This is a genomic window from Dokdonella fugitiva (assembly GCF_004342425.1).
GTDB lineage: Bacteria > Pseudomonadota > Gammaproteobacteria > Xanthomonadales > Rhodanobacteraceae > Dokdonella_A > Dokdonella_A fugitiva.
In genome coordinates this window covers 119,497-140,996 of record NZ_SLWQ01000004.1, presented here as the reverse complement: position 1 = coordinate 140,996, position 21,500 = coordinate 119,497, and the positions used below count along the sequence as shown (strand labels likewise).

The window sequence follows — 21,500 nt, the reverse complement described above, 5'->3', positions numbered from 1 at the left end:
GGGCCCGGAGCACTCCCGGCGACCCGCCATCGTCTGGGGGGATGTATGCGCAAATGGTTGTTGGGGATGTTCGCCGTCTCGGCGGTCGCCGCGGGCGTCGCCTATCACATGACGGAACCGTTGCTGGAATCGGAAGCGGACGAAGAGGGTCCGCCGGCCAGCGATTACTGGATCACCCGTTACACGTATCCGACCGGTCACTTCGATCCGCGCTGGGCCACGGAAGCCGCGCGGCAGGAGCGCATGCTGGCACGCGCGAAGCCGATCGGCACGCGCACGTACGACAAGTCGCGCGTGCCCGATTCGCCGCTCGCACTGGATCCCGGTCGCTTCATTCCGCTCGGGCCGATGCCCGAGAACAATACGCAGATGCAGTACGGCAGCGTGTCCGGCCGCATCAACGTGATCGCGGTCGACCCGGTCGATCCGACGATCGCCTATGCGGGTTCCGATGGCGGCGGCATCTGGAAGACGACGACCTGCTGTTCGATGGCCGCGCCGCCGGCGAACACGACGAGCTGGACCGTCGTGACCGACGTGCCGGAAGTGGCGGGCCTGTCGATCTCCGACATCACGATCGACCCGCACGACCACAACACGATCTACGCGGCGACCGGTGACCTCAACTACGGGTCGTTCTCGTTCGGCGCGACCGGCGTGCTGAAGAGCACCGACCAGGGCGAGACGTGGCGCGTGCTCGGCACGGAGACGTTCGGTGGCCACTACGATGCGGCGGGGTTCCCGCAGTACCAGGCGATCGGCAAGGTCGCGGTCGACCCGAACCGTTCGCAAACGGTCATCGCCGGCACGAAGACGAGCGTGTTCTTCTCCTACGACGCGGGCGAGAACTGGGTCGGCCCGTGCTACACCAACCCGTACGCGACCGGTGCGACGCCGCAGCGCCAGGACATCACCGGCCTCGTTCCGGTCGACAACGGCAACGGCACGTCGCGCCTGTACGTCGCGGTGGGCACGCGAGGCGCGCCGACGCCGGTGCAGCCCGATCTCGGCCAGACCGGTTCGAATGGCGTCTACCGGCTCGACGTGATCCCGACCGGCGGCTGCCCCGCGACCAACGCCTGGACCTTGCTCGACAACGGCTGGCCCGCCGGCACCGGCAACGGCGTCGCCGGCGCGACCGACATCGGCCGCATCGAGCTCGCCGTATCGCCGAGCCAGCCATCGACGATGTATGCGATGGCGGCATCGGCCGCGAACAGGAACGTGCTCGGCGTGTGGCGCAGCGATGACGCCGGCGACACGTGGACGCAGCGCGCCAGCACGGCCGCGGTCGCGCGTTGCGGCAGCGACTCGAACTCCGCCGGCGGCGGCTCGCAGATGTGGTACGACGCGGGCCTCACGGTGCATCCGACCGATCCGGAAACGACGATCCTGTCGGGCTTCGACATCTACCGCTCGACCAATGGCGGCTCCAACTACGTCGACATCACCTGCGGCTGGACCACCAAGCCGGCCGGCACGCTCGACCACGTGCACGTGGACCAGCACGCGCGCGCGTTCATCCCGGGCCACCCGAACAAGATGCTCGTGGGTTCCGACGGCGGCGTGTTCTACACCGAGGATGCCGACGCGCCGTTCCCGAGCTTCCGCCAGCTCAACAACACGATCAACAGCATCGAGTTCTATTTCGGCGACATCACCTCGAACTTCGCGAACTCGGCGACGCCGGCGATCGGCGCGGGTGCGCAGGACAACGGCTGCTCGGCGACGAAATTCACCGGCATGCCGACCGGCCCGCAGCTGTGGACCTCGAACTGCTCGGGTGACGGCACGACGACGAAGATCGAGCCGATCGGCAACGCGATCTGGTTCAACTCGAGCCAGTACGGTTCGCTCGCGCGCAGCCTCACCTACGGCAACACGATGTCCGGCACCTTCTCGACCGCCTCGGGCAACACCGGTGGCACGTGGGGCGGTGCGGGCGACCTCTCGAGCACGATCTTCGCGATGTCGTACGACATCTACAAATGGGGCGCGCTCGACGCGCCCGGCAGCGGCTGCAGCACGGCCAACGGCTGCAACCACATGATCGCGGGCACGAACCGCCTGTGGGAAACGGTCGACATGACCAACCCGACGACCTCCGCCATGCGCGCGTCGTGGAAGGCGCGCACGCCGAACCTCACGAAGAACAACCTGCTGATCGGCAGCGACAACCGCTCGTACATCAACTACGTCGCGTACTCGTTCACCGACCCGACCGTCGCGGCGGTCGGCACCAACGACGGCAACGTGCAGCTCGTGTTCGGCCTCGGTACCGCGGCGGCCGCGAACTGCCCGGCCGCACCGCCGCTCGACGGCAACTGCGCGACGGCCGTCAACGTGACCGACGACAACAACGTGCTGCCGAACCGGCCGATCTTCGGCGTGCGCTTCGACCCGCGCACTGCCCTCGTCGCGTACGCGGCGGTCGGCGGCTTCAACCCGAACACGCCGGGCCGCCCGGGCCACGTGTTCCAGGTCACCTGTTCGGACTACAACTGCCCGAGCTTCACCTGGAAGGACAAGACCGGCAACCTGCCGGACATCCCGGTCGAGCAGATCATGCCGAACCCGAACCGGCCGGACCAGGTGTTCGCGGGCACGGACTGGGGCCTGTACTACACCGACGACATCTCGGCCGACTCGCCGACCTGGTATTACTTCGAGGACTTCCCGCGCGTGATGGTGTGGGAGCTCGTCGTCGACCGCGGCTTCACGACGCTCGCCGCCTTCACGCGCTCGCGCGGCGCCTGGGTGTGGCCGTTGCCCGACGCGGCGATCGGTACCGGCGCCGACCTCGCCGCTGCGATCTCCGGCAGCAGCAGCGTCAATGCGGGCGGGCAGGTGAGTTACGCGATCACGGTCACCAACAACGGACCGAACGCCGCCAGCAACGTCACGCTGTCGAGCCCGGTTCCGGCGGGCCTGCTGCCGGTGTCGGTGAGCGGTGACTGCACCTCGCTGCCGTGCTCGTTCGCGCACCTCGCGCGGACCGCGAGCCGCACGGTCACGGTGGTCTACGGCGTGCCGGCCGACTATGCCGGCGCAAGCATCGTCGCCAACGCGAGCGTCACGAGCGCGACGGTCGACGAGACGCCGGCGAACAACAGCGCGAGCACGAGCACGACGGTCTCGCAGGTGGCCTCCGCCGATCTCGAACTCGCGATGGCGGCGCCGGCCACCGCCGGTGCCAACGCGAACGTGAGCTTCACGTTGACCCTGACCAACCACGGCCCGGCCACGGCCAACGCGATCAGCGTCGCCGACGCGACCCCGGCCGGCCTCACGTTCGTGTCGAACGCGGGCGATTGCGCCCATGCGTTCCCGTGCACGTTCGCGAGCCTCGCGCCGGGTACGAGCAAGACGATCATCGCGACCTACGCGGTGCCCGACGGCTACGCCGGTGCGTCGATCGTCAATACGGCGACCGTCACCAGCGCGAGCGACGACAACCCCGCCAACGACAGCGCGAGTGCGACCGTCGCCGTCACGCGCGAGGCCGACCTCGCGGTGGCGATACAGGCGACCTCGAATGCGGTACGCGGAAGTACGTTCACCGTCACCATTGCCGTGACGAACAACGGGCCCGCCTCGGCCTCCGCCGTGAACGTCGCCGCTTCCGCGCCGGCCGGCGTCGCGTTCGTCGCCAACACGGGCGCATGCACGACCGCGTTCCCGTGCTCGTTCGCAAGCGTGGCTCCGGGTGCGCCGCGCCTCATCACGACGACCTACTCGGTGCCGTCGACCTATGCGGGCGCCGACCCGATCGTGATCAGCGCGAACGCGACCGCCGCGACGACGGATCCGCAATCGGCGAACAACGTCGCCAGTGCCAACGTCGCGCTCGCGAACTCGGCCGACCTCTCGGTGACGCAGTCCGGGCCAGGCGCCGCGCTCGCGGGAACGACGGTCAGCTACACGATCACCGTCGCCAACGCGGGACCGAGCGATGCGGCGAACGTGATGCTCTCCGATCCGTTGCCGGTGGGCGTCACCCTGCTCGGCGTGGGCGGCGATTGCACGGCGTTCCCGTGCGTGCTCGGCACGATCGTGCCGGGAAGCGCGCGCACCGCGACCGTGACGTACGAGGTGCCCGCCGACTACAGCGGCGCGAATCCGCTCGCGAACGTCGCCTCGGTGACGAGCAGCACGGACGATCCGAACCTCGGCAACAACATCCACTCCGCGACGACGACCATCGGCGCCGGTGCGGATGTCGCCATCACGTTCGAAGGGCCCGACTTCGTCGAGCGCGGCAGCGAAGCCACCTACATGGTGCGTGTGACCAACAACGGCCCCAGCAGCGCGACCGGCGTTGAAGCGACCAGCACGCTGCCGAGCGGCGTCATGCTCGTCTCCAACGTGGGTGATTGCTCGGGCGCGTGGCCGTGCACGTTCGGTACGCTCGCGGCGGGCGAAACGAAGACGGTGGCGATGACGGTCTGCATCGGCACCGCTGCGGCGCAGCCGTTGCATTTCGTCGCGACCGCGACCGCAGCCACGACCGACCCGTATGCCGGCAACAACACGGCCGGGGCGAACGTGCTGTTCTCGCTCGAGTCGATCTTCCGCAACGGCTTCGACGCGGCGGGCGGTTGCGGGTGAGGCAAGCATCACGCTGCGACCGGTGCAATGCCGGTCGCAGCGATGGAGTGGAAGGGGTAGGGCGGCTCGAGGCCGAAGGCCGAGCCGCCGAATGCGAAGTCGCGGGAACGACGAAGGCGGATGCGCCGCTGCGCGGCTTGATCCACCCTACGACCTTTCGGCAGGCGTGGCCTTCCGCGGCCAGGCGCGGGACAATGACGCGTCGATCGCGCATGCGCGGCGGATGTGGCGAGAGGGCGGGCCGACGATGAATCTTCCGATGGTGGCGGGAACCTTGCGCTTCCCCGATCGCGTGCGCCTGCCATTGGCGTTCGACGTGCCTTCGCTGCTGGCGGATGTAACCGCGCTGCAGGCAGACGACTGGATCGCGCATTTCGTGACCCAGAACTACGCCGGTGACTGGAGCGTGGTGCCGCTGCGCGCGCCGGCGGGCGAGACGCATCCGATCCGCATGATCTATTCCGATCCCTCGGCCACCGAATGGGTCGATACGCCATGGCTCGACCGCGCGCCTGCGTTGCGCCACGCGATCGCGCTGTTCGACTGCCCCGTGACGGTCGCGCGCCTCATGCGCCTCGCGCCGGGATCGTGCATCCACGAGCACAGCGACCACGACCTCATGGCCGAGACTGGCGTCGCGCGCGTCCACGTGCCGATCACGACGAACCCCGGCGTGACCTTCGTGCTCAACGGCACGCCGGTCGCGATGCGACCCGGCGAAGCATGGTACCTGCGCCTCGCCGATCCGCATTCGGTGCGCAACGAGGGTTCGAGCGACCGCGTGCACCTCGTGCTCGACCTCCACGTGAATGCATGGCTAGAGAGGTTGCTCGCCTCGTCGTGAGCTACCGAACCAAGCGTGCGCGCATGGGCCGCTACCGCGGTTCGCCACGCGTCCTCGCGGGCACTGCCGTCTTCGAAGGGCATCGCCGGTTCCGTCGCTCCCGCACGCAATCAGCACGTGGCCCTTGTGCGAAGGGCGGAAGTCGCAATGCACTTCGCGCCTCGCTCAGCCCTCGATCCCAGCTTCAGCCCTCGGGGCATCGCATGGACTGCAGCACGGCACGCAACTTGCAACCAGCATGGCCCGAACATTCCAGGGGGAGTCGTCACTCATGTTCGTTGCATCCGTTGTCCACATCAGCCAATGCGTCGCAACTTCCAACTTCGGAGATCGGGCATGAGCCGGGCGAGCCTCCGCATCGCCGCGGGCGCATTGCTCGCCGGAGTCTCCGGCCTGGCTTGCGCCCAGGCGTACACCGAGAACTTCGACAACGTCGGCCTGCTTGCGGGCAGCGGCTGGGTCATCCAGAACAACAGCCAGCCGCTGGGACCGAACTCCTGGTACCAGGGCATACCCGTGAACGCGACGCCGGACCCGGGTCCGTTCGATGCGTTCAACGGCGCGCCGAACGCGTACATCGCGGCCAATTACGCCGCGACGACGGGCAGCACCGGCGTGATCAGCGACTGGCTGATCACGCCCAACCGCACGTTCCGCAACGGCGACGTCTTCCAGTTCTATACCCGGCGCCCGACCACGCCTGCCGGCGGCACCGAGTATCCCGATCGCCTCGAGCTGCGCCTGAGCACGAATGGCGCGAGCACCAATGTCGGCGCGGGTGCGTCCGCGTTCGGCGACTTCTCGACGCTGCTGCTGTCGATCAACCCGACGCTCGTGACCAATGTCTACCCGGCGGTGTGGACGCAATACACGGTCACGATGTCGGGGCTTCCCGCGCCGACATCGGGCCGCATCGCATTCCGCTATTTCGTCACCGGTGCCGGTCCGTCCGGCACGAATTCCGACTACATCGGCGTCGATAACGTGGTGTACACGCCCTACGTGTGTCCGGCCGTCACCGTGACGCCGTCCTCGCTGCCCGATGCGTCGTGGGGCCAGCCGTACAGCCAGGCGCTGGGTCAGACCGGTGCGCTCGGTGCGCCATCGTTCGCGATAACGGCGGGTGCACTGCCGCCGGGCCTGACGCTGGGCGCGGGCGGCACCCTTTCCGGCACGCCGACCGCGATCGGGACCTTCAATTTCATCGTGACCGCGCATGACAACAGCGGGTGCAGCGGTTCGAGGCCGTACGCGATCATCGTCGCGCCCTTGCTCCCTGCCGCGCCGCAGAACGTGACCGCGGCTGCGGGCGACGCGCAAGTGGTCGTGGACTGGCAGCCGGTGAGTGACGGCGGCGCGCCGCCGGTCACCTACAACGCGACCTGCAGTGGCGGCAACGTCGTGAGCGGATCGGGCGAGCCGCCATTGACGCTGACGGGCCTCGTCAACGGCACCACGTACACCTGCACCGTGAAGGCGACGAACGGGGCGGGCGAGGGACCTGCAGGCGTGAGCAACGCGTTCACGCCGATGGGCAACCAGACGATCACGTTCGGGCCGCAATCGGGCCAGACCTACAGCCCGGGCGGAACGTTCGCGATCGACCCGCCCGCGAGCGCGAGTTCCGGCCTCGCCGTGGCCTACGGTTCCTCGACGCCCGCGACCTGCACGGTCAGCGCCTCGACGGTGTCGATCGTCGCCGCCGGAACCTGCACGATCACCGCCGACCAGCCGGGCGACGCGGCATGGAATCCTGCACCGCAGGTGTCGCAATCAGTGGCGATCGCGCAGGCGAGCCAGACCTTGACGTTCCCGCCGCAGACCGAGCAGACGCGCTGGTTCGCCGCAGGCAGCGCGTTCGCGATCGCGCCGCTCGCCAGCAGCGCAAAGCCGAACTCGGGAGCGCCGATCCTCTACAGCTCGCTCACTCCCGGCATCTGCACCGTGAGTGACACGACGGTGACGATGGTCGCGGCGGGTGGATGCGTCCTCGCGGCGGACCAGGCGGGCAACGACAACTACGCCGCGGCGCCGCAGCAGGTGTCGGTGGTGTTGCTGGTCGTGCCGACCGAAGCGGACCTGTGGATCCAGAACACCGTCGATCGCCCGCGACCGGCGCTCGGCGACACCGTGACCTACACCATCCTCGTCGGCAACGACGGCCAGGCAGATGCCGCGAATGTGCGCGTACTCGACGTGGCGCCGGTGCGGCTCGATCCGGCCACCGTGGTGTGGCAGTGCGTCGAAGCCATCGGCACCACGTGCCCCGCGCTCACGCCGGGCAGTGCCGTGCTCGATGCGACGATCGCTTCGTTCCCCAAGGACGCGGCGCTGCACTTCGAGATGAGCGGCGAGGTGATCGTGGCAGCCGATCCCGCGGACGACTACGTGGAGTTCTTCAACATCGCGAGCGTCGCGCTGCCGAAGGGCTCGGGCTTGACCGATCCGCCGTCCAACAACCAGAGCAGCGCGGGTGTGCAGGTGTCGGACGTGCTCTTCGCGGACGGGTTCGACGAGGCGCCGCCAGCGCGGTAAGGCGGCACGGAGAGCCGGTTCCTGCAACGGGACCGGCTCGCAACGCAGCGACGTGCGGACCCAGGGCGCGAACGATGGCGAGGGGATGGCCTACGCGTGCGCGTGAACACCGCGAGTTGCGCCGCGAACGCGCGTTGGAACGCGGGCCGCGCTTCGCCGCGCGCGACGTAGGCAGCGAGGTTCGGGAATTCTTCGAGCAGGCCGGATGGCTTCAGGCGCATGAGTACGCCGATCATGAGCAGGTCGCCCGCGCTGAATGCGCCATCGAGCCAGTCGGCGTCGTCGAGGCGCGCGGCGAGTTCGCGCAGGCGCCGGCGGTTGCGGTCGAGCACGAGCGGCAGTCGCTCCGTCGCCCAGGGCTTGTCAGCCTCGGCGAACTTCGCGACCTGCAGGTCGAGGATCGGCGGCTCGATCGTGTTGATCGCCGCGAACATCCACGCGATCGCGCGCGCCCGTGCGTCCGCTTCGCGCGGCAGCAGGCCCGCGTGGCGCCCGGCGATGTGCAGGATGATCGCGCCGGATTCGAACAGGACGAGATCGCCCTCCTCGTAGGTCGGGATCTGTGCGAACGGATTGCGCGCGCGGTGCGCGGGTTCCTTCATCGCGGCGAACGAGACGAGGCGCACGTCGTAAGGCTGGCCGACTTCCTCGAGCGCCCAGCGCACGCGCATGTCGCGCGCGAGCCCGCGGCCACGATCGGGCGAGCGCTCGAATGCGGTGATCGTGGGTTTCATTCGGCGATGCTCCATCGATGGCGCGACGACTCGCCGCGCCTTGCAGGTTTCCGGGGAGGAAGGTTGGACGGCGCGGCGTCAGCCGCGCCGCGCAGCCTCGATCGTCGCGATGTCGAGCTTGGACATCGTCATCATCGCTTCGAACGCGCGCCTGGCCGCCTTGCGATCGGGGTCGGTGATCGCCTCGAGCACGACGCGTGGCGTGATCTGCCACGACACGCCCCAGCGATCCTTGCACCAGCCGCATGCGCTCGCCTTGCCACCGTTGCCGATGATCGCGTCCCAGAGCCGGTCCGTCTCGGCCTGGTCCTCGGTCGTGACCTGGAACGAGAACGCCTCGTCGTGGGTGAACATGGGGCCACCGTTGAGGCCGACGCACGGGATGCCCATCACCGTGAATTCGACCGTGAGCACATCGCCTTCCTTGCCGTTCGGATAGTCGGCGGGCGAAGCATGGACCGCGTCGACCGTGCTGTCGGGGAAGGTGTCCGCATAGAAACGTGCGGCATCGAGGGCGGTGCCGTCGTACCAGAGGCAAACCGTGTTCTTGGCAACCATCGCAACGTCTCCATCAGGGGCAGGAATGCCCTGTACCCATCCCGACGAACGGACGCGGCCGGAATCGACAAAGCCCATCCCCACCGTATGGCGGCTCGAGGTCGACAGCCGGAGCCGCCGGGTGCGCCGATGCGCAGCACGAAGGCGGATCGGCCGCTGCGCGGCTTGATCCGCCCTACGCACGCCGGACGGTCGACGCGCGGCAGGTGCGAGCCTCACCGCAGGATCTTCTCCATCGCCTTGCCTTTCGCGAGCTCGTCGATGAGCTTGTCGAGGCAGCGGATCTTGCGCATCAACGGGTCTTCCACCGCCTCGACGCGCACGCCGCAGACGACGCCCGTGACGGGGTGATCGCTGTTTCCGTGCAAAATGTAGCGATCAGAATGTAACCTATTGTATTAAAAGCCTCTGTCAGGGCCTGGCGTTGGCCCGCGAACGTCCGGGCGCCCTCCGCGAAAGCCGCTAGCGGCGGTGGGGTTGAGTCCCGCCCCTACAAGTGCCCTCCATAGTTGCTCACCCGCTCGACCGCGTCCCGGTCTCGTTCCCACGCATCGCGGGCATTGGTATTCCGGCGCCCTGCGCGACTAGCGCAATCGCTCGGATTGAGACGCCTCCGTTCGACACTCGGTCCCGTCAAGCCTGAGTCAATCAAGGCGCCATCTGTAGGAGATTTCCTACAGGTCAGCACCGAATTCGCTTACACCATTACCGCCTCTGCCCGGCGAACATCATCGAGCGCACGCCTGCGCAACAGGGGAAATGATCTATGCGAATGAACGAGGCCTGGAGGGTCTTGGCGGGATATTGTTTATTGTGTGGGACTGCGTTCGGGAGCGTTGGCGCCCAATCCTTTGTCGTGGTTTCAAGTCCGCCGAGTTCTCAGGCATTTTCCAGTGTCGGCGCTCCTATGCTGCCGGCGCCGGGGGCTGGATCAGGAGCTACGGTGTCATGGCCGATCGAAGTGAACACGCCGCTTCTCGCCACGCTGCCAGCGACTTTGCCGTTGAACCTACCGGACCGCGCGCTCATTTCGTTCTCTCGGGTCCGGTCGGAACGCCGAGGCGCCAATGCCTTTGTGTGGATGGGAAAGGGCGCCGACTGCACCGCGCTATTCAGCGTCACCGGCGATGACACGCGAGGCACGATCTCTTGCCTCGAAGGGCAATATGGAATCAGCCATACTGCCGGTACCAGTGCCACTTACCTCAGCCGCTACGACAACTCCGCTTACGCCTCCGAGAACGAGCCTCCGCAGGCGCCCACCCCAGGTCCGCTGGCGGCAACCGTCACCGGAACAACCAGCAGCGACACAACGGTCGATGTGCTGGTGCTCTTTCCTGCAAATGCGACCGGCAACATCTGGGCGACGGCCCAGTATTGCATCGACCAGACACAGCTGGCTCTCGTGAGCAGCACCTCGCCTGGACATTCGACGATTGCGCAGCTGAGATTGGCCGCCGCCGCCAGGACGTCACGAGTGAGTTCCGACGACGTACCGGGCGACCTCGGTTTCATTCTCAATAACACAGAGGCACTCAATCTCCGTAACTACTGGGCCGCCGACGCTGTCGTGTTCATCAGCAACGGTAGTGGCTTGCCAGGCACCGCCTTGGGACAGGCCCAAGTTCCGGGTTACGAGGGCGAGCCTTTGCCGGGCCCCGCCTTCGCGAATCACGCGGCGGCAGCGGTGCTGAGGAGTTTTGCGACTCAAGAGGGACAGTACGTGTTCGCGCATGAACTCGCCCACACGTTCGGCGCGAATCACAACCAGGATCACTTGCCGGTCAACACGACCCCCGTGGAACCGTATGCGTTCGGGCGATGGGCTCGAAACAATGCGAAGGGCACGGGCGCTCGTACAATCATGTCGTATGTGCAGGAATGTACGGGAAGCCCATGCCCCCGCATCCTCAACTATTCCAATCCGGACGTGTACTACGACTGGTTCAGGACAGGTCTGCCGCTCACCGCGAACAATGCGGGCGTGCTGCAGGAGATTGCGCCAATCGAGGCACAGTACCGTGCTAGTGTAGGCCGCATCTTTGCTGACGGGTTTCAATAGTCCAGTATGCGACCGCAGTTGCTTCGGTGGCTATTTGCGGCGAGCTCGATCTTCGGATCGAGCTCCGCCTTGGCGGGGGTCGCCATTCCGTCTGACGTCTCGGTGGATGTCCAGGCGAGTCAGAGCAGCAATCTGCATCCTGGTGACCGTATTACCTTCACGGTATCCGCCACCAACCATGGTCCGGAGGTCATTTCAGAATGGGCGTTCCGCAGCAGTCCAATCTACGATGAACTCGACATTGGAAGCATATCGACCGACTGTTTCGGACAGTTTTTTGTTTCCGTCGTGGATCTGGAGAACAGTTTTTACTACGAGTTTGACTGGTATCCACCTCATCAACCTGTGCAACCGGGACAATCTCTCATCTGCCACGTCAGCATCGACTACACCGCCTATGCACCGCCGTCCTATCAGTTTGGGTACTTCTTGTCGTCGTACCTGACCGACCTCGATCCTTCCAACAACGCCTCATTTGTCGAGTTGACGCGCGCTGCGGCACCGCCGTTGGCTGTGTCTGCGATCAGCAACCGAGGTCTGGTCGCGCTGTTCGCTCTCATCGTCATCGCCGCTTGGCGTCGATCGCGAGTGCAGTGAGCGGCCGACTGGCCAAGCATGACCCGATTGGCGGCCTCCCTACACGGGCCTGACGAGCATGGCCCGATTGACCAGGAGCTCAGGTTTCATCGTCTCGATCATGGACCACATCGTGTCGACGCCAGGCTGCCACCGCGTCGTATCAACGATGATCTCGGCATCGAATCGGGCCCACCATGACTCACGGAGCTCAACCAGATCGTCGGCGGATTCGACGGTGACATCCCGCTCGTTCTCGAGTTTCATGCTTTCGGGCCAAGACGTGGCGAATGTCACCTCGCATTGGGTCTCGAAGCTCAATGACAGCGCCCATTTATCATCCCCGCTAGGCGAGGCAAGTGAAATCGTCAAGAATTTGATGGCCTCGGGAACCGGGTAGTCGATGGTTGCTCCATACACGGTGACGCCGACAGCCTCCAGGCCGTCTATATCCTCGTGTTCGAGATGGAGGTCTTCGATCTCGTCATTGCCCGCCCGCAGCCAGCCCGCGATCCTGTCGAGATTCTCGACGCTGAGAAACGCGTCCGAAAGTTCGCGGATTTTTTGCTCGGTGGCCAACGCTTCCCTAGCTTCGCGGATCGCCGGCGCGTCAAGGAACTGTAGCAAGCTTTCATGGAATTCCATTCCAAATCGGCCGGCAGCGGCCCGAAGATGCTCGTCAGCTGTCACCAAGTGAAAGTGTTCATACTCTGGGGCGACCGCGCAGGCGGAACTTAGAATAAGTGCGTCCGGGAAGTCTTTCCTAGACTTACGGCTGCTGAAGGCTCCCGTAGACGGACTGTGGCGACGGGGCGGCGTCTTGAGCCACCGGACCACCGACTCGCTCCTTTGCCCATGTGAGCGCAGCGAAAAAATTTCCTTGCAGCACGCCTTGATTTGCGCGGCAGGAATGGCCTTCTTAATCAGCCGAAGCGTGTCCTTCTTTGTGACCATGAACGCGTCGGCCGCAAGTTCGCGCAACCGGCGGTCACCCGGAATCAGGATCTTTTGCTCATGCAGCCAGACCTGCGCCCACTTCATCAATTCATCGTGCGTGGTCGCACCGCCAGCATGCGCTGCCATGACCTCGCGAACACGCTCGATGACCTCGTCGCTGAAGGGCTGAAGCCCCAGGTGCTCTCGCGCCCACAGCTGGTGCTGGTGGGCAGTCATTCGGCGGCGGTAGATGGCCCGTAACGACGCGATATTCGGCGTAGCGACGCTGAGCATCGCGCCAATGTGACGCAGGAGCGGCGCAGGGATCAGGGATACGCTATCGAGGGTCCGACCCGTGGTGCGCATGAATACCACCTGCGCAGCCATGGCGATCATGCGATCAACTGAGCCAGGCTTGCGGTCCTTCTCGAAGCGATCGCGGATCGCTTCTACCGACTCCGGCGACAGCTGGAAGTGGATATCGACGTCAAAATCGGACAGGTTGCGCGGCAGGCGTGCGGCGCCGATGTAGCGGCTCAAGTAGCTCGACATGGAGAGTTTCCCCGTAGCTCGCGGGCGGGAAAACAGTAGGTCGACGGAAACCGACGCGCAACGATCCGGAGAGAGCGATCATTTCAATCTGCTGGAACAATGCCGCCTATGCCTCTGTTTTGCAAAGGTAACCATTGATCGCTACATTTTGCACGAAAACAGCGATCACCCCGTGACGAGGGACGCGTTGGGATGGATCGCCGGCGCTTGGGCGAAGAAGGTCGCGACATCGACATTCCGCCGGAGCTGTTCTGCGAGGCCGGCCTCGTCATAGCCGGTCAGCCAGCAGATGATCCGGTCGACGTCGGCGCCGCTGCGGCCCTTGCGCTCGGCCTTCTGCACGTACATCGGATGGATCTTCGAGAAAGCGGTGGCGAAGACGCGGTGTTCGGTCATTGCTTCGTGGCCCCTCATGCCGGAATCGGTGGGCCAAGGCCCAGCCTACAACTGCGAGGATACCCATGAGGCGATGGATTCGTACACGCGTTCCTTCATGCTGCGTGACTGCCAGTCCTGCAGCGAGTAGGTGCGGCTGCGCGCGAGGTCCTGTTCGAACAGTTCGGCCTGCCGCGCCGCGAACGTGGTATCGAACACGTTGAGGCTCGCCTCGTCGTTGAGGCGGAACGAACGCTCGTCGAAGTTGGTCGAGCCGACCGAAGTGAAGTAGCCGTCGACGACGAGCACCTTGCAGTGGAACATCGTCGGCTGGTACTCGTGGATCGACACGCCGGCAGAGAGCAGCATGCCCCACTGGTTGCGCGAGGCATACCGCGTGATCTTCGCGTCGTTGACCGGCCCGGGTACGATCACGTCGACGCGCACGCCGCGCCGGCGCGCCTGCAGCAGCGCTTCGACCGTGCGGTCGTCCGGGATGAAATACGCGGCTTCGAGCAGGATCGAGCGCTCGGCGGCGGCGATCGCGAGCAGGTACATGATCTCCATGTTCTCGCTGCCGCCCGCAGGGGAGCTCAGGAACATCTGCGCGCCGACGCCGGGCTCGCGTGGCTCGATCGCCGGGAAATAGCGCGGCTCGTGGTGGACCTCGCCGGTCACCTTGATCCAGTTGTCCTCGAACGCGGCCTGCATCTGCGCCACGACGGGCCCTTCGACGCGGAAATGCGTGTCGCGCCAGTGCGACGGATCCTGCGCGTGGCCGGTCCACTCGTCGGCGATGCCGACGCCGCCGGTGAAGCCGACGCGTCCGTCGACGACGAGCAGCTTGCGGTGCGTGCGGTTGTTGAGTCGCGCGAGCGTGTACCAGCGCAGTGGGTGGTAGATCTCCACTTGCGCGCCCGCGTCGCGCATGAGGCTCAGTGCGTCCTCATCCATGCTCTGGCTGCCGACCCAATCCAGCAACACGTGCGCGCGCACGCCGGCCTTCGCGCGTTCGGCGATCGTCCGGGCGAACGTGCGACCGGTTTCTCCCTTCCAGTAGATGTAGGTCTCGAAATCGATCGTGTGTTCGGCCGAGCGGATCGCTTCGAGCATCGCCGGGAAGATCTCGTCGCCATTGACGAGCGTGTCGACGCGATTGCCGCGCACGATCGGTGGCCCGAGCAATGACCCGACCACGCGCTCGAACGCGGGATCCCGGACGCCGTACAGATGCGTCGGTGTCGCGAGCACATGCTTCTCGGAACCCACGAAATTGAGGCCGATCACGACGAGCAGGAACGTGGCGATCGCGACGCCGATGACGGTCTTCCACGAAGGGCGGCGCCACTTCTTCATGCTTGCGTGCATTCGTGCGGGCGCGTGCGGCGCATGGCAGGAAGGGGACGCACGACGACCGGGGTTCCTGTCCCTGCGGCTCCGCCGCATCCAGTCCGGTCTTCGCGGTCCATCGGCATCCTCCCTCGTCGTGGCGCCGTATCGTGATCGACGATCGACAACCGCATGTGAACGGGCGAATCGCCGTCCAGTGCAGCATTGGCGGCCCACCATAGCGGGCGCTGACTGCGACGCGCGCGCGTCAGATGCCGTACAGACAGCGCCTGCCAACGTTCGACCCACGCCCCTACCGGAGAACGGCCGTGTCGAAGCAACTGTTCAATGGCGATCATGCCTCTTTGCAGGACATTCCGACCACGATGAAAGCCGCCGCGGCCGACGTACTCGCCGAAGCGACGGCAGCGCGCCATCATTTGCGCGACACGGCGGCCCAGCTCGCCGACGACATGCGCAGCGCCGCGCAGTCGATGCAGGTGCATGCCCGGCGCGCACGCGTGCTGGGTACGAGCGTTGCGCGCGACGCGATGGAAACCGGCGCCAAGGCCGGTGCGCAGGCATGGCGCGAAGCGCGACGCCACGCGGTCGAATGGGGTGGCGCGGCGGTGAAGCAGGCGCGCACGCGTCCGGCCGCCGTGCTCGTCGGCGTCGCGGTCATCGGCGCCGCCATCGGCTTCTGGTTGTGGGGCGCAAGCCGCCGGGCGACGACCGCGCGCGCGACGGACGCATCGGCCTCGACGCGTACGCGTGGCCCGGACGGACGGTCGTCGCGATCGGCGGCCACGCGCAAGTCGAACGGCCGCAGCGGCGGCCGTCGCAGCAACTCGACTACCGCACCCCCGACGTCGTCCGCGCACTGACGCGCTGGACCATCGCGGCGGAGTAGGGTGCGCCGCTGCGCTCGGTCTCCGCGAGCAGGCGTCGCCACAGTTCGACCGGGCCCGTCGGGTATGCCGCGAAGCGTTCGTAGCCGCAGGTATAGGCTTCTCGCGACGTGTCGGCCGCCTGTCCGGCGGCCTGCGCCGTGCGGATCTGCACGCACTCGGCGTGCAGCTTCGCCTTGAATGCGGTCGCGGCCTGCGCGTTCCACAACCCGCTCACCTCGAGCGCGGCGAGCGAAAGCGCCTGCGCGCCGCCTTCATGGATCCAGGATTCGGTGGCCTCGCCGGTACCGCCGCGGCGCACGAGGCCCTGCCAGATGTGGGCGAGTTCGTGCGCGACCAGTTGCTCGAACATCGTGCGCAATTGCGTGTCCCCGCTTGCCGCCTGCTGTCCGGCGATCTTGAAGAACAGCTCGCCGGGCAGGGCGCCGCCCTTGATCGAGAAGCCGGGCTCGTCGAGCCGGCCGGCACCGATGATGAGCAGCGGCGACGCCTTCCACGAGCGGCGGAATGCCTGCTGGTAGAACGAGGAGACCGGGGCTACCACGGCGTCGATCGTGTCGCGGATCCAGCGTGGCGTCTGCGGATCGACGACGAGGCGGACCGCGCCGGCGTCGATGGCCTGCTGCGGACCGAAGTATGCGTACGTGCCCTGGTCGTCATTTGCCTGTTCGGCGAGCAGCACGTTCTCGCCGTGCAGGCCGACGAGCTCGAACGTGACGAGCAGGTTGCGTTCGCGCGTGCCCTGGCGTACCGAGCCCATCAGATGACCGAGGTAGAACGCATGGCCGCCATCGGAATGGCGATCGATCGGAATGTACTGGTCGTGCGCCCACGGCGCGTAGTCGGCGATTTCGACGATCGCCCGGTCGAATGACTTGCCGCCGCGAATCGACTCGCCTGCCGCATCGCGCGCGAGGGACAGTCCCGGCGACTTCAGGCTCCAGGCGCTCGCGCGGTACTCGACGATCGGCGGACCCAGTTCGATCGCGTCGACCGGCTCCGACAGGCGGTACTCCGCCCGCCAGGCCGCATCGCTCGCGTGCACGAGCGTGACGGTCGCGCGCACCGGTGAATCGGCGGCGCGCGCGTTCGCAACACAGCCCGCCAGCGCGCAGGCGGTGACGAGGAGGCGGGTCCAGGCGATGGGCAGCATGGTCGTTTTTCCGGGGCGGGACGGTCCTGTATGCCATCAACGGAAGCGCGCGGACAATCCCATCACGCGGCCGCAAGCGTGCCTCGGAGCGCGACGGCGACCCGATGCGGGCGGCGCGCAGCACCCCGGCACCGTCGGTCGAATGGCCGGTTGCCGCCCAAAAACCGCGGGGAAACCGCCCCGGGGCGGGCGGGCCGGCAAGCCGCCACGTGGTGGACCGCCTGGGGCTTCGGGCATAGACTGGCCCGGCAGGGGGCCAGCCATGGCTTTGGACATCCGATCCACGATCGTGATCGCGGCGATTCTCGCGCTGATCATCGGCATCAGCCTGCGTTTCGTCCTGCGCGATTACCCGGCCCCGCTGCGGGCGAGCCTGCGGCTGTGGATGTCCGGCACGCTGCTGCTGCCGACCGGCTGGATGGTGTATGCGTTGCGCGATGCGATTCCCGACGTGCTGTCGATCGTCGTCGCCAACGGCTTGCTCGGCCTCGCGTTCGCGCGCCTGGTCGAGGCGGTGCGCAGCTTCGCAGGATTGCCGCGGCGGCGGTTGCTGTCGCTGCTGCCCGTCCTGCTGATCCTCGCCTGCGAAACCGCCTTCACCTACATCGAGCCGAGCCATCGCCTGGGCGCAGCGAGCGTCTCGGCGATCATCGGGCTGCAGCTCGCGATCGCGGTGTGGGTGCTCATCGTCCACGGCGAACGCATGCGCAGCCGCCTCCTGACGGTCATTGCGTTCGCGGCGTTGTCGGCGGCGTTGCTGCTGCGCGCGGCCAGCACCTTCGTGCCCGGCTTCGAGAATTCCGGCCCGTTCGCGCCGGGCTTCATGCAGAGCATCGCCTTCGGACTGGGCGCGGCGTTCCCGATGGCGGCGTCGCTGGGCTTCCTGCTCATGTGCAACGAACGCCTGACACGCTCGCTCGCGCAGAAGGAGAAACACCTGCGCGCGATCGCCGACAACCTGCCGGCCGTGGTCGCCTACATCGATACCGACGAGCGCTTCACGTTCGCCAACAGCTACTTCGCGCGCATGCTCGGCGTCGACGCGCGCTGGATCGTCGGCCGCCGCCTGTCCGACGTCGTCGGGCGCACGTTCTGCGATGCGCTGAAATCGCACATGGCCGCGGCGCGGCGTGGCGAGACGGTCACGTTCGAGACCGAATGCGATTTCCGCGACGAGCACCGCTACTTCGAGGCCGCGTGCGTGCCCGACTTCGATGCGCGACGCGCCGTGCGCGGGTTCTTCGTGCTCATCTTCGAGGTGTCGCGGCTGGAGCGCGCCAAGCAGCAACTCGCGCGACTTGCGCAGACCGATCCGTTGACCGGGCTGGCCAATCGCAAGAAGTTCGGCGAAGCCCTCGCCGGCGCGCTCGCGCGTGCCGAGCGCAGCGGTGATGCGGTGGGCGTGCTGTACGTCGACGTCGACCGGTTCAAGCCGATCAACGACACCTACGGCCACGCGGTCGGCGACGCAGTGTTGTGCGAGTTCGCGCGCCGCCTGCAGGCGGACCTGCGCGCCGGCGACCTCGCCGCGCGCATGGGCGGCGACGAGTTCGCGATCCTCGTCGAAAACGTCGAATCGATGGATGCCCTGGAAGCGATCGCGACCAAGCTGCTCGCCGCCTTCGAGCGCGACATCGTCGTCGATCCGCTCGCGCTCACGGTCGGCGCCAGCATCGGCATCGCACTGTCGCGCCGCGGTCTCGGCGCCGACGCGCTGTTGCGCGAGGCCGACGCAGGCCTCTACGAGGCGAAGCTCGCGGGCCGCAACACGGTTCGCATCGCCAGGCGCGCACCCGTGCCCGAGGCACCGCGTGCGCCGATCCCGTTCCGCACCGGCCGGCATCGTTCGCCCTGAAGCGTTTGCGACGCCACATGGGCGGGCGCGGCCAGGGCCGAATGCGCCGACGTCACGGCCGGGTCCCCTTTTCCGCGCGCGGTCCGCATCGAACGCCCCCACGCATCGCACATGGGCATTGTCGTCCGATTGCGGCAAGCTTGCGTGATGCCAGGACCGAATCCCCCGTCGCCGGTGCCCGATCGCAGCGAGTGGCTCGACCGTCTCGAACACGATGTGGCGCTCGACCTCGCCGAATCCGTGCGCGAGCGTGGCGAGGTCCTCGATCGTCTCGAGACGTGCTTCCCCGCGTACCCCGATCCGGCCACGGCTCGGCGCGTCGAAGCGCTGCGGGCGCGCTTCGAAGCGGTCGATCGTCGCCTCGCGGCAGGCTTGCGCGCCGACCTCCGCGCCGGACGTGGCCGTGAGCGCCTGTTGCGCCTCGCGGCGACGAGTGGCGCCGTGCGGGGCGACCACTACGATCACCTCGACGATCTCGTCGCCGGGCTGCTGCAGCTCGAAGCGCCCGCGGCCGTGCCCGAACCCGAGGCCGAGATGGTGTTCTACCAGCCGACACCCGCGCGCCATGTCTTCGATCTCGTCGCGCGCTTGGCGCTCGGCGCAGGCGACGTCTTCGTCGATCTCGGCTCGGGCCTCGGCCACGTCCCGATGCTGGTCGGCCTGTGCACCGATGCACGCGCAACCGGGATCGAATGGCAGCCGGCCTACGTCGAACGCGCGCGTGCCGCGGCCGCTGCCCTGCAGCTGCAGCGGGTCGTGTTCGTCCAACAGGACGCACGCGCCGCGGATCTGTCCACCGGTACCGTGTTCTACCTCTACACGCCGTTCACCGGCTCGATCCTGCGCGCCGTGCTCGATGCGTTGCGCGTCGAGGCCGGGAAGCGTCCGATCCGCGTCTGCAGCTACGGGCCGTGCACGCACGTGCTCGCACGCGAGCCGTGGCTCGCATCGCCGGAACCCGTCGAAGCAGACCGCATCGCGCTGTTCGGTCCCTGCATCGGCTAGCCGCGCGGGCCGTCGTCGACGGCGCGGCGAGCACTTCAGCGGAGGTCGATGCCGGGATGCCAGCCGCTCGCGGCGAGGAACGCATGCGCATCGGTCATCGCGAAGATCCCGCGCAGCGCTTCGTGCTTGTCGCGCGCATGCTGGTAATACGCCTTGACGATGCGATAGCCGACCCAGTAGCCGAGGTCGGCGGGCTTGTCGGGCTTGCTGTTGTAGAGCCAGTCGGAGAGATCGGTCTTGTCGACGTCGGCGGCGAAGGCGGTTTCGATCGACTTTCCGCGTCCGGCCGTCATCGCCGCGAGATAGTGGTAGGACACGTGGCCGGTGACGAGTTCGGTGACGAATTCGGCGGCGCCCTCGGCGAGCGAACCTTCCAGGACGGTCGGGTGCTCGTTTTCGGCGAGCGACGCGGCCTGCTGCGTGTGCGCGTACTCGTGGGTGATCACGGTGACGAAACGCCGCTCGACGTCGGGATCGAGCCAGTCGGTCGCGCACAGTGCTTCGAGTCCGATCTGCACGCCCGTGCGTGGACCGCCGATGCCGATCGGCTTGCCGCGGCCGATCGCGATCGTCACCGGGGGCAGCCGCGCTTGCGGATACAGCGCAGCGAGCTTCGCGATCGCCTTCTCGAGGCGGTCTCGCACGCGCGGCAGCACGGCCATGCAGCGCTTCGCATCCGCGTATACCGCGGGGCGCTTGGCGAGCGTATCGGCGATGCGCTCGCCCGTGACGTTGCGCTGCCGGGCGAGTTCGTGCAGCCCTTCCGAGCCCGCGTCGAGATAGTCGCGTTGCAACTGCTCGGCGGTCGGATGCCCGCCGGTGGCATCGTAGAGACGGTAGAAGAGGTCGACGTCGTCGGTGCGCACGACGGCGCGCGGGGCTTCGCCCGCGAAGGCGGGAATCGGCGCCGTGGCGGCGATGGCGAGGATGAGGGCGCTCAGACGCGGGTTCATGGCGATCCAGTCGTTGAGGGAGTGCCGACGCTACCTGCCACCGCACCCATGCGCATGTGTCCTCGGTAACGGCACGGGCTGCGCGCGCTGAATCGCAGGCGAACCCGTGCGCGGTCGCGCAGACGCCGTTCATTCGCGGCCTGCTATTCCGGCCGTCGCTGCGCACCGCGCAGACAATCGGAACGAACGGGAGCACGCAGATGGGCGACGAAAAGATCCAGGGTGAAGGCGACTACGAGTCGGCGCGCCGTTACCGGCAGGAGACCGAACGCTTCGTCAAGGAACACACGCGCGACGGCGAAACGATCCGCGGCAATGCGGACGAGGCGACCGACGAGCTCACGCCTGCGGAACGGGAAGGACTTTCCCACGCGCGGGACGGTGACGAGCGCGACGCCGAAGTCATGCGCGAACTCGACGACCGGCCGCCGACGGACCAGGGTGGACGATAGCATCGTTTAAACGCTCCGCTTCCATCGTGCATCGAAGCGCGACAGAAGCGAGCGTACTTCGCCAC

The 21,500-nt window shown here is 67.0% G+C and carries 16 protein-coding genes and 1 pseudogene; 9 read left to right on the top strand and 8 right to left on the bottom strand.

Annotated features, from left to right (window positions below; genetic code table 11):
• The first annotated feature begins 66 nt into the window (after positions 1 to 66).
• From EV148_RS09435 to EV148_RS09425, 3 genes are all read left to right on the top strand, one after another.
• A complete protein-coding gene (locus tag EV148_RS09435; protein ID WP_158287415.1) occupies positions 67 to 4,608 on the top strand; it encodes a DUF7507 domain-containing protein in 4,542 nt (1,513 codons plus the stop codon).
• A 247-nt stretch (positions 4,609 to 4,855) separates the two neighbouring features.
• Positions 4,856 to 5,452: an aspartyl/asparaginyl beta-hydroxylase domain-containing protein gene (locus EV148_RS09430; protein WP_199222751.1), complete on the top strand. Its 597-nt coding sequence runs from the start codon at positions 4,856 to 4,858 to the stop codon at positions 5,450 to 5,452.
• A 336-nt stretch (positions 5,453 to 5,788) separates the two neighbouring features.
• A complete protein-coding gene (locus EV148_RS09425; protein WP_158287414.1) occupies positions 5,789 to 7,987 on the top strand; it encodes a choice-of-anchor J domain-containing protein in 2,199 nt (732 codons plus the stop codon).
• Between the two features lie 101 nt (positions 7,988 to 8,088).
• Here EV148_RS09425 and EV148_RS18905 read toward each other — a convergent pair.
• The 3 genes and pseudogenes from EV148_RS18905 to EV148_RS09410 form a co-directional block, all read right to left on the bottom strand.
• Positions 8,089 to 8,721 (bottom strand): annotated as a pseudogene (locus EV148_RS18905) (glutathione S-transferase family protein); the annotation flags it as partial.
• Positions 8,722 to 8,799: 78 nt separating this feature from the next.
• A complete protein-coding gene (locus EV148_RS09415) occupies positions 8,800 to 9,279 on the bottom strand; it encodes a VOC family protein (protein WP_131997069.1) in 480 nt (159 codons plus the stop codon).
• A 215-nt stretch (positions 9,280 to 9,494) separates the two neighbouring features.
• A complete protein-coding gene (locus EV148_RS09410; protein WP_241988036.1) occupies positions 9,495 to 9,647 on the bottom strand; it encodes a DUF2200 family protein in 153 nt (50 codons plus the stop codon).
• 575 nt (positions 9,648 to 10,222) lie between these two features.
• On the opposite strand from EV148_RS09410, the gene EV148_RS09405 reads away from it, so the two are divergent.
• Positions 10,223 to 11,341, top strand: a complete 1,119-nt coding sequence (locus tag EV148_RS09405) for a M12 family metallo-peptidase (protein WP_158287413.1) — start codon at positions 10,223 to 10,225, stop codon at positions 11,339 to 11,341.
• Positions 11,342 to 11,347: 6 nt separating this feature from the next.
• Positions 11,348 to 11,938, top strand: a complete 591-nt coding sequence (locus tag EV148_RS09400) for a hypothetical protein (RefSeq protein ID WP_131997063.1) — start codon at positions 11,348 to 11,350, stop codon at positions 11,936 to 11,938.
• 39 nt (positions 11,939 to 11,977) lie between these two features.
• Here the strand turns inward: EV148_RS09400 and EV148_RS09395 are convergent, their stop codons facing one another.
• The 3 genes from EV148_RS09395 to EV148_RS09385 all read right to left on the bottom strand — a co-directional run bounded on the left by EV148_RS09395 (position 11,978) and on the right by EV148_RS09385 (position 15,136).
• The gene (locus tag EV148_RS09395) at positions 11,978 to 13,405 is read right to left on the bottom strand and encodes a DUF4158 domain-containing protein (RefSeq protein WP_131997060.1); all 1,428 of its coding nucleotides are present in this window, start codon (positions 13,403 to 13,405) and stop codon (positions 11,978 to 11,980) included.
• A gap of 165 nt (positions 13,406 to 13,570) precedes the next feature.
• The gene (locus EV148_RS09390) at positions 13,571 to 13,801 is read right to left on the bottom strand and encodes a DUF2200 family protein (protein WP_131997057.1); all 231 of its coding nucleotides are present in this window, start codon (positions 13,799 to 13,801) and stop codon (positions 13,571 to 13,573) included.
• 45 nt (positions 13,802 to 13,846) lie between these two features.
• A complete protein-coding gene (locus tag EV148_RS09385; protein WP_131997054.1) occupies positions 13,847 to 15,136 on the bottom strand; it encodes a phospholipase D-like domain-containing protein in 1,290 nt (429 codons plus the stop codon).
• A 302-nt stretch (positions 15,137 to 15,438) separates the two neighbouring features.
• On the opposite strand from EV148_RS09385, the gene EV148_RS09380 reads away from it, so the two are divergent.
• Positions 15,439 to 15,993, top strand: coding sequence for a hypothetical protein (locus tag EV148_RS09380; protein ID WP_131997051.1), 555 nt, complete (start codon positions 15,439 to 15,441; stop codon positions 15,991 to 15,993).
• Here the strand turns inward: EV148_RS09380 and EV148_RS09375 are convergent.
• Positions 15,962 to 17,170, bottom strand: a complete 1,209-nt coding sequence (locus EV148_RS09375) for a gluzincin family metallopeptidase (protein WP_131997048.1) — start codon at positions 17,168 to 17,170, stop codon at positions 15,962 to 15,964. The two genes, EV148_RS09380 and EV148_RS09375, sit on opposite strands and share 32 nt — an antisense overlap.
• A gap of 289 nt (positions 17,171 to 17,459) precedes the next feature.
• Between EV148_RS09375 and EV148_RS09370 the strand changes: the two genes are divergently transcribed.
• Together EV148_RS09370 and EV148_RS09365 are read left to right on the top strand one after the other, a co-directional pair.
• A complete protein-coding gene (locus tag EV148_RS09370; protein ID WP_131997045.1) occupies positions 17,460 to 19,025 on the top strand; it encodes a GGDEF domain-containing protein in 1,566 nt (521 codons plus the stop codon).
• 147 nt (positions 19,026 to 19,172) lie between these two features.
• Positions 19,173 to 20,030, top strand: coding sequence for a hypothetical protein (locus tag EV148_RS09365; protein WP_206750689.1), 858 nt, complete (start codon positions 19,173 to 19,175; stop codon positions 20,028 to 20,030).
• Between the two features lie 35 nt (positions 20,031 to 20,065).
• Here the strand turns inward: EV148_RS09365 and EV148_RS09360 are convergent, their stop codons facing one another.
• Positions 20,066 to 20,983: a DUF2268 domain-containing putative Zn-dependent protease gene (locus EV148_RS09360; protein WP_131997039.1), complete on the bottom strand. Its 918-nt coding sequence runs from the start codon at positions 20,981 to 20,983 to the stop codon at positions 20,066 to 20,068.
• A gap of 200 nt (positions 20,984 to 21,183) precedes the next feature.
• On the opposite strand from EV148_RS09360, the gene EV148_RS09355 reads away from it, so the two are divergent.
• A complete protein-coding gene (locus EV148_RS09355) occupies positions 21,184 to 21,435 on the top strand; it encodes a hypothetical protein (protein WP_131997036.1) in 252 nt (83 codons plus the stop codon).
• The last annotated feature ends 65 nt before the right edge of the window (positions 21,436 to 21,500 follow it).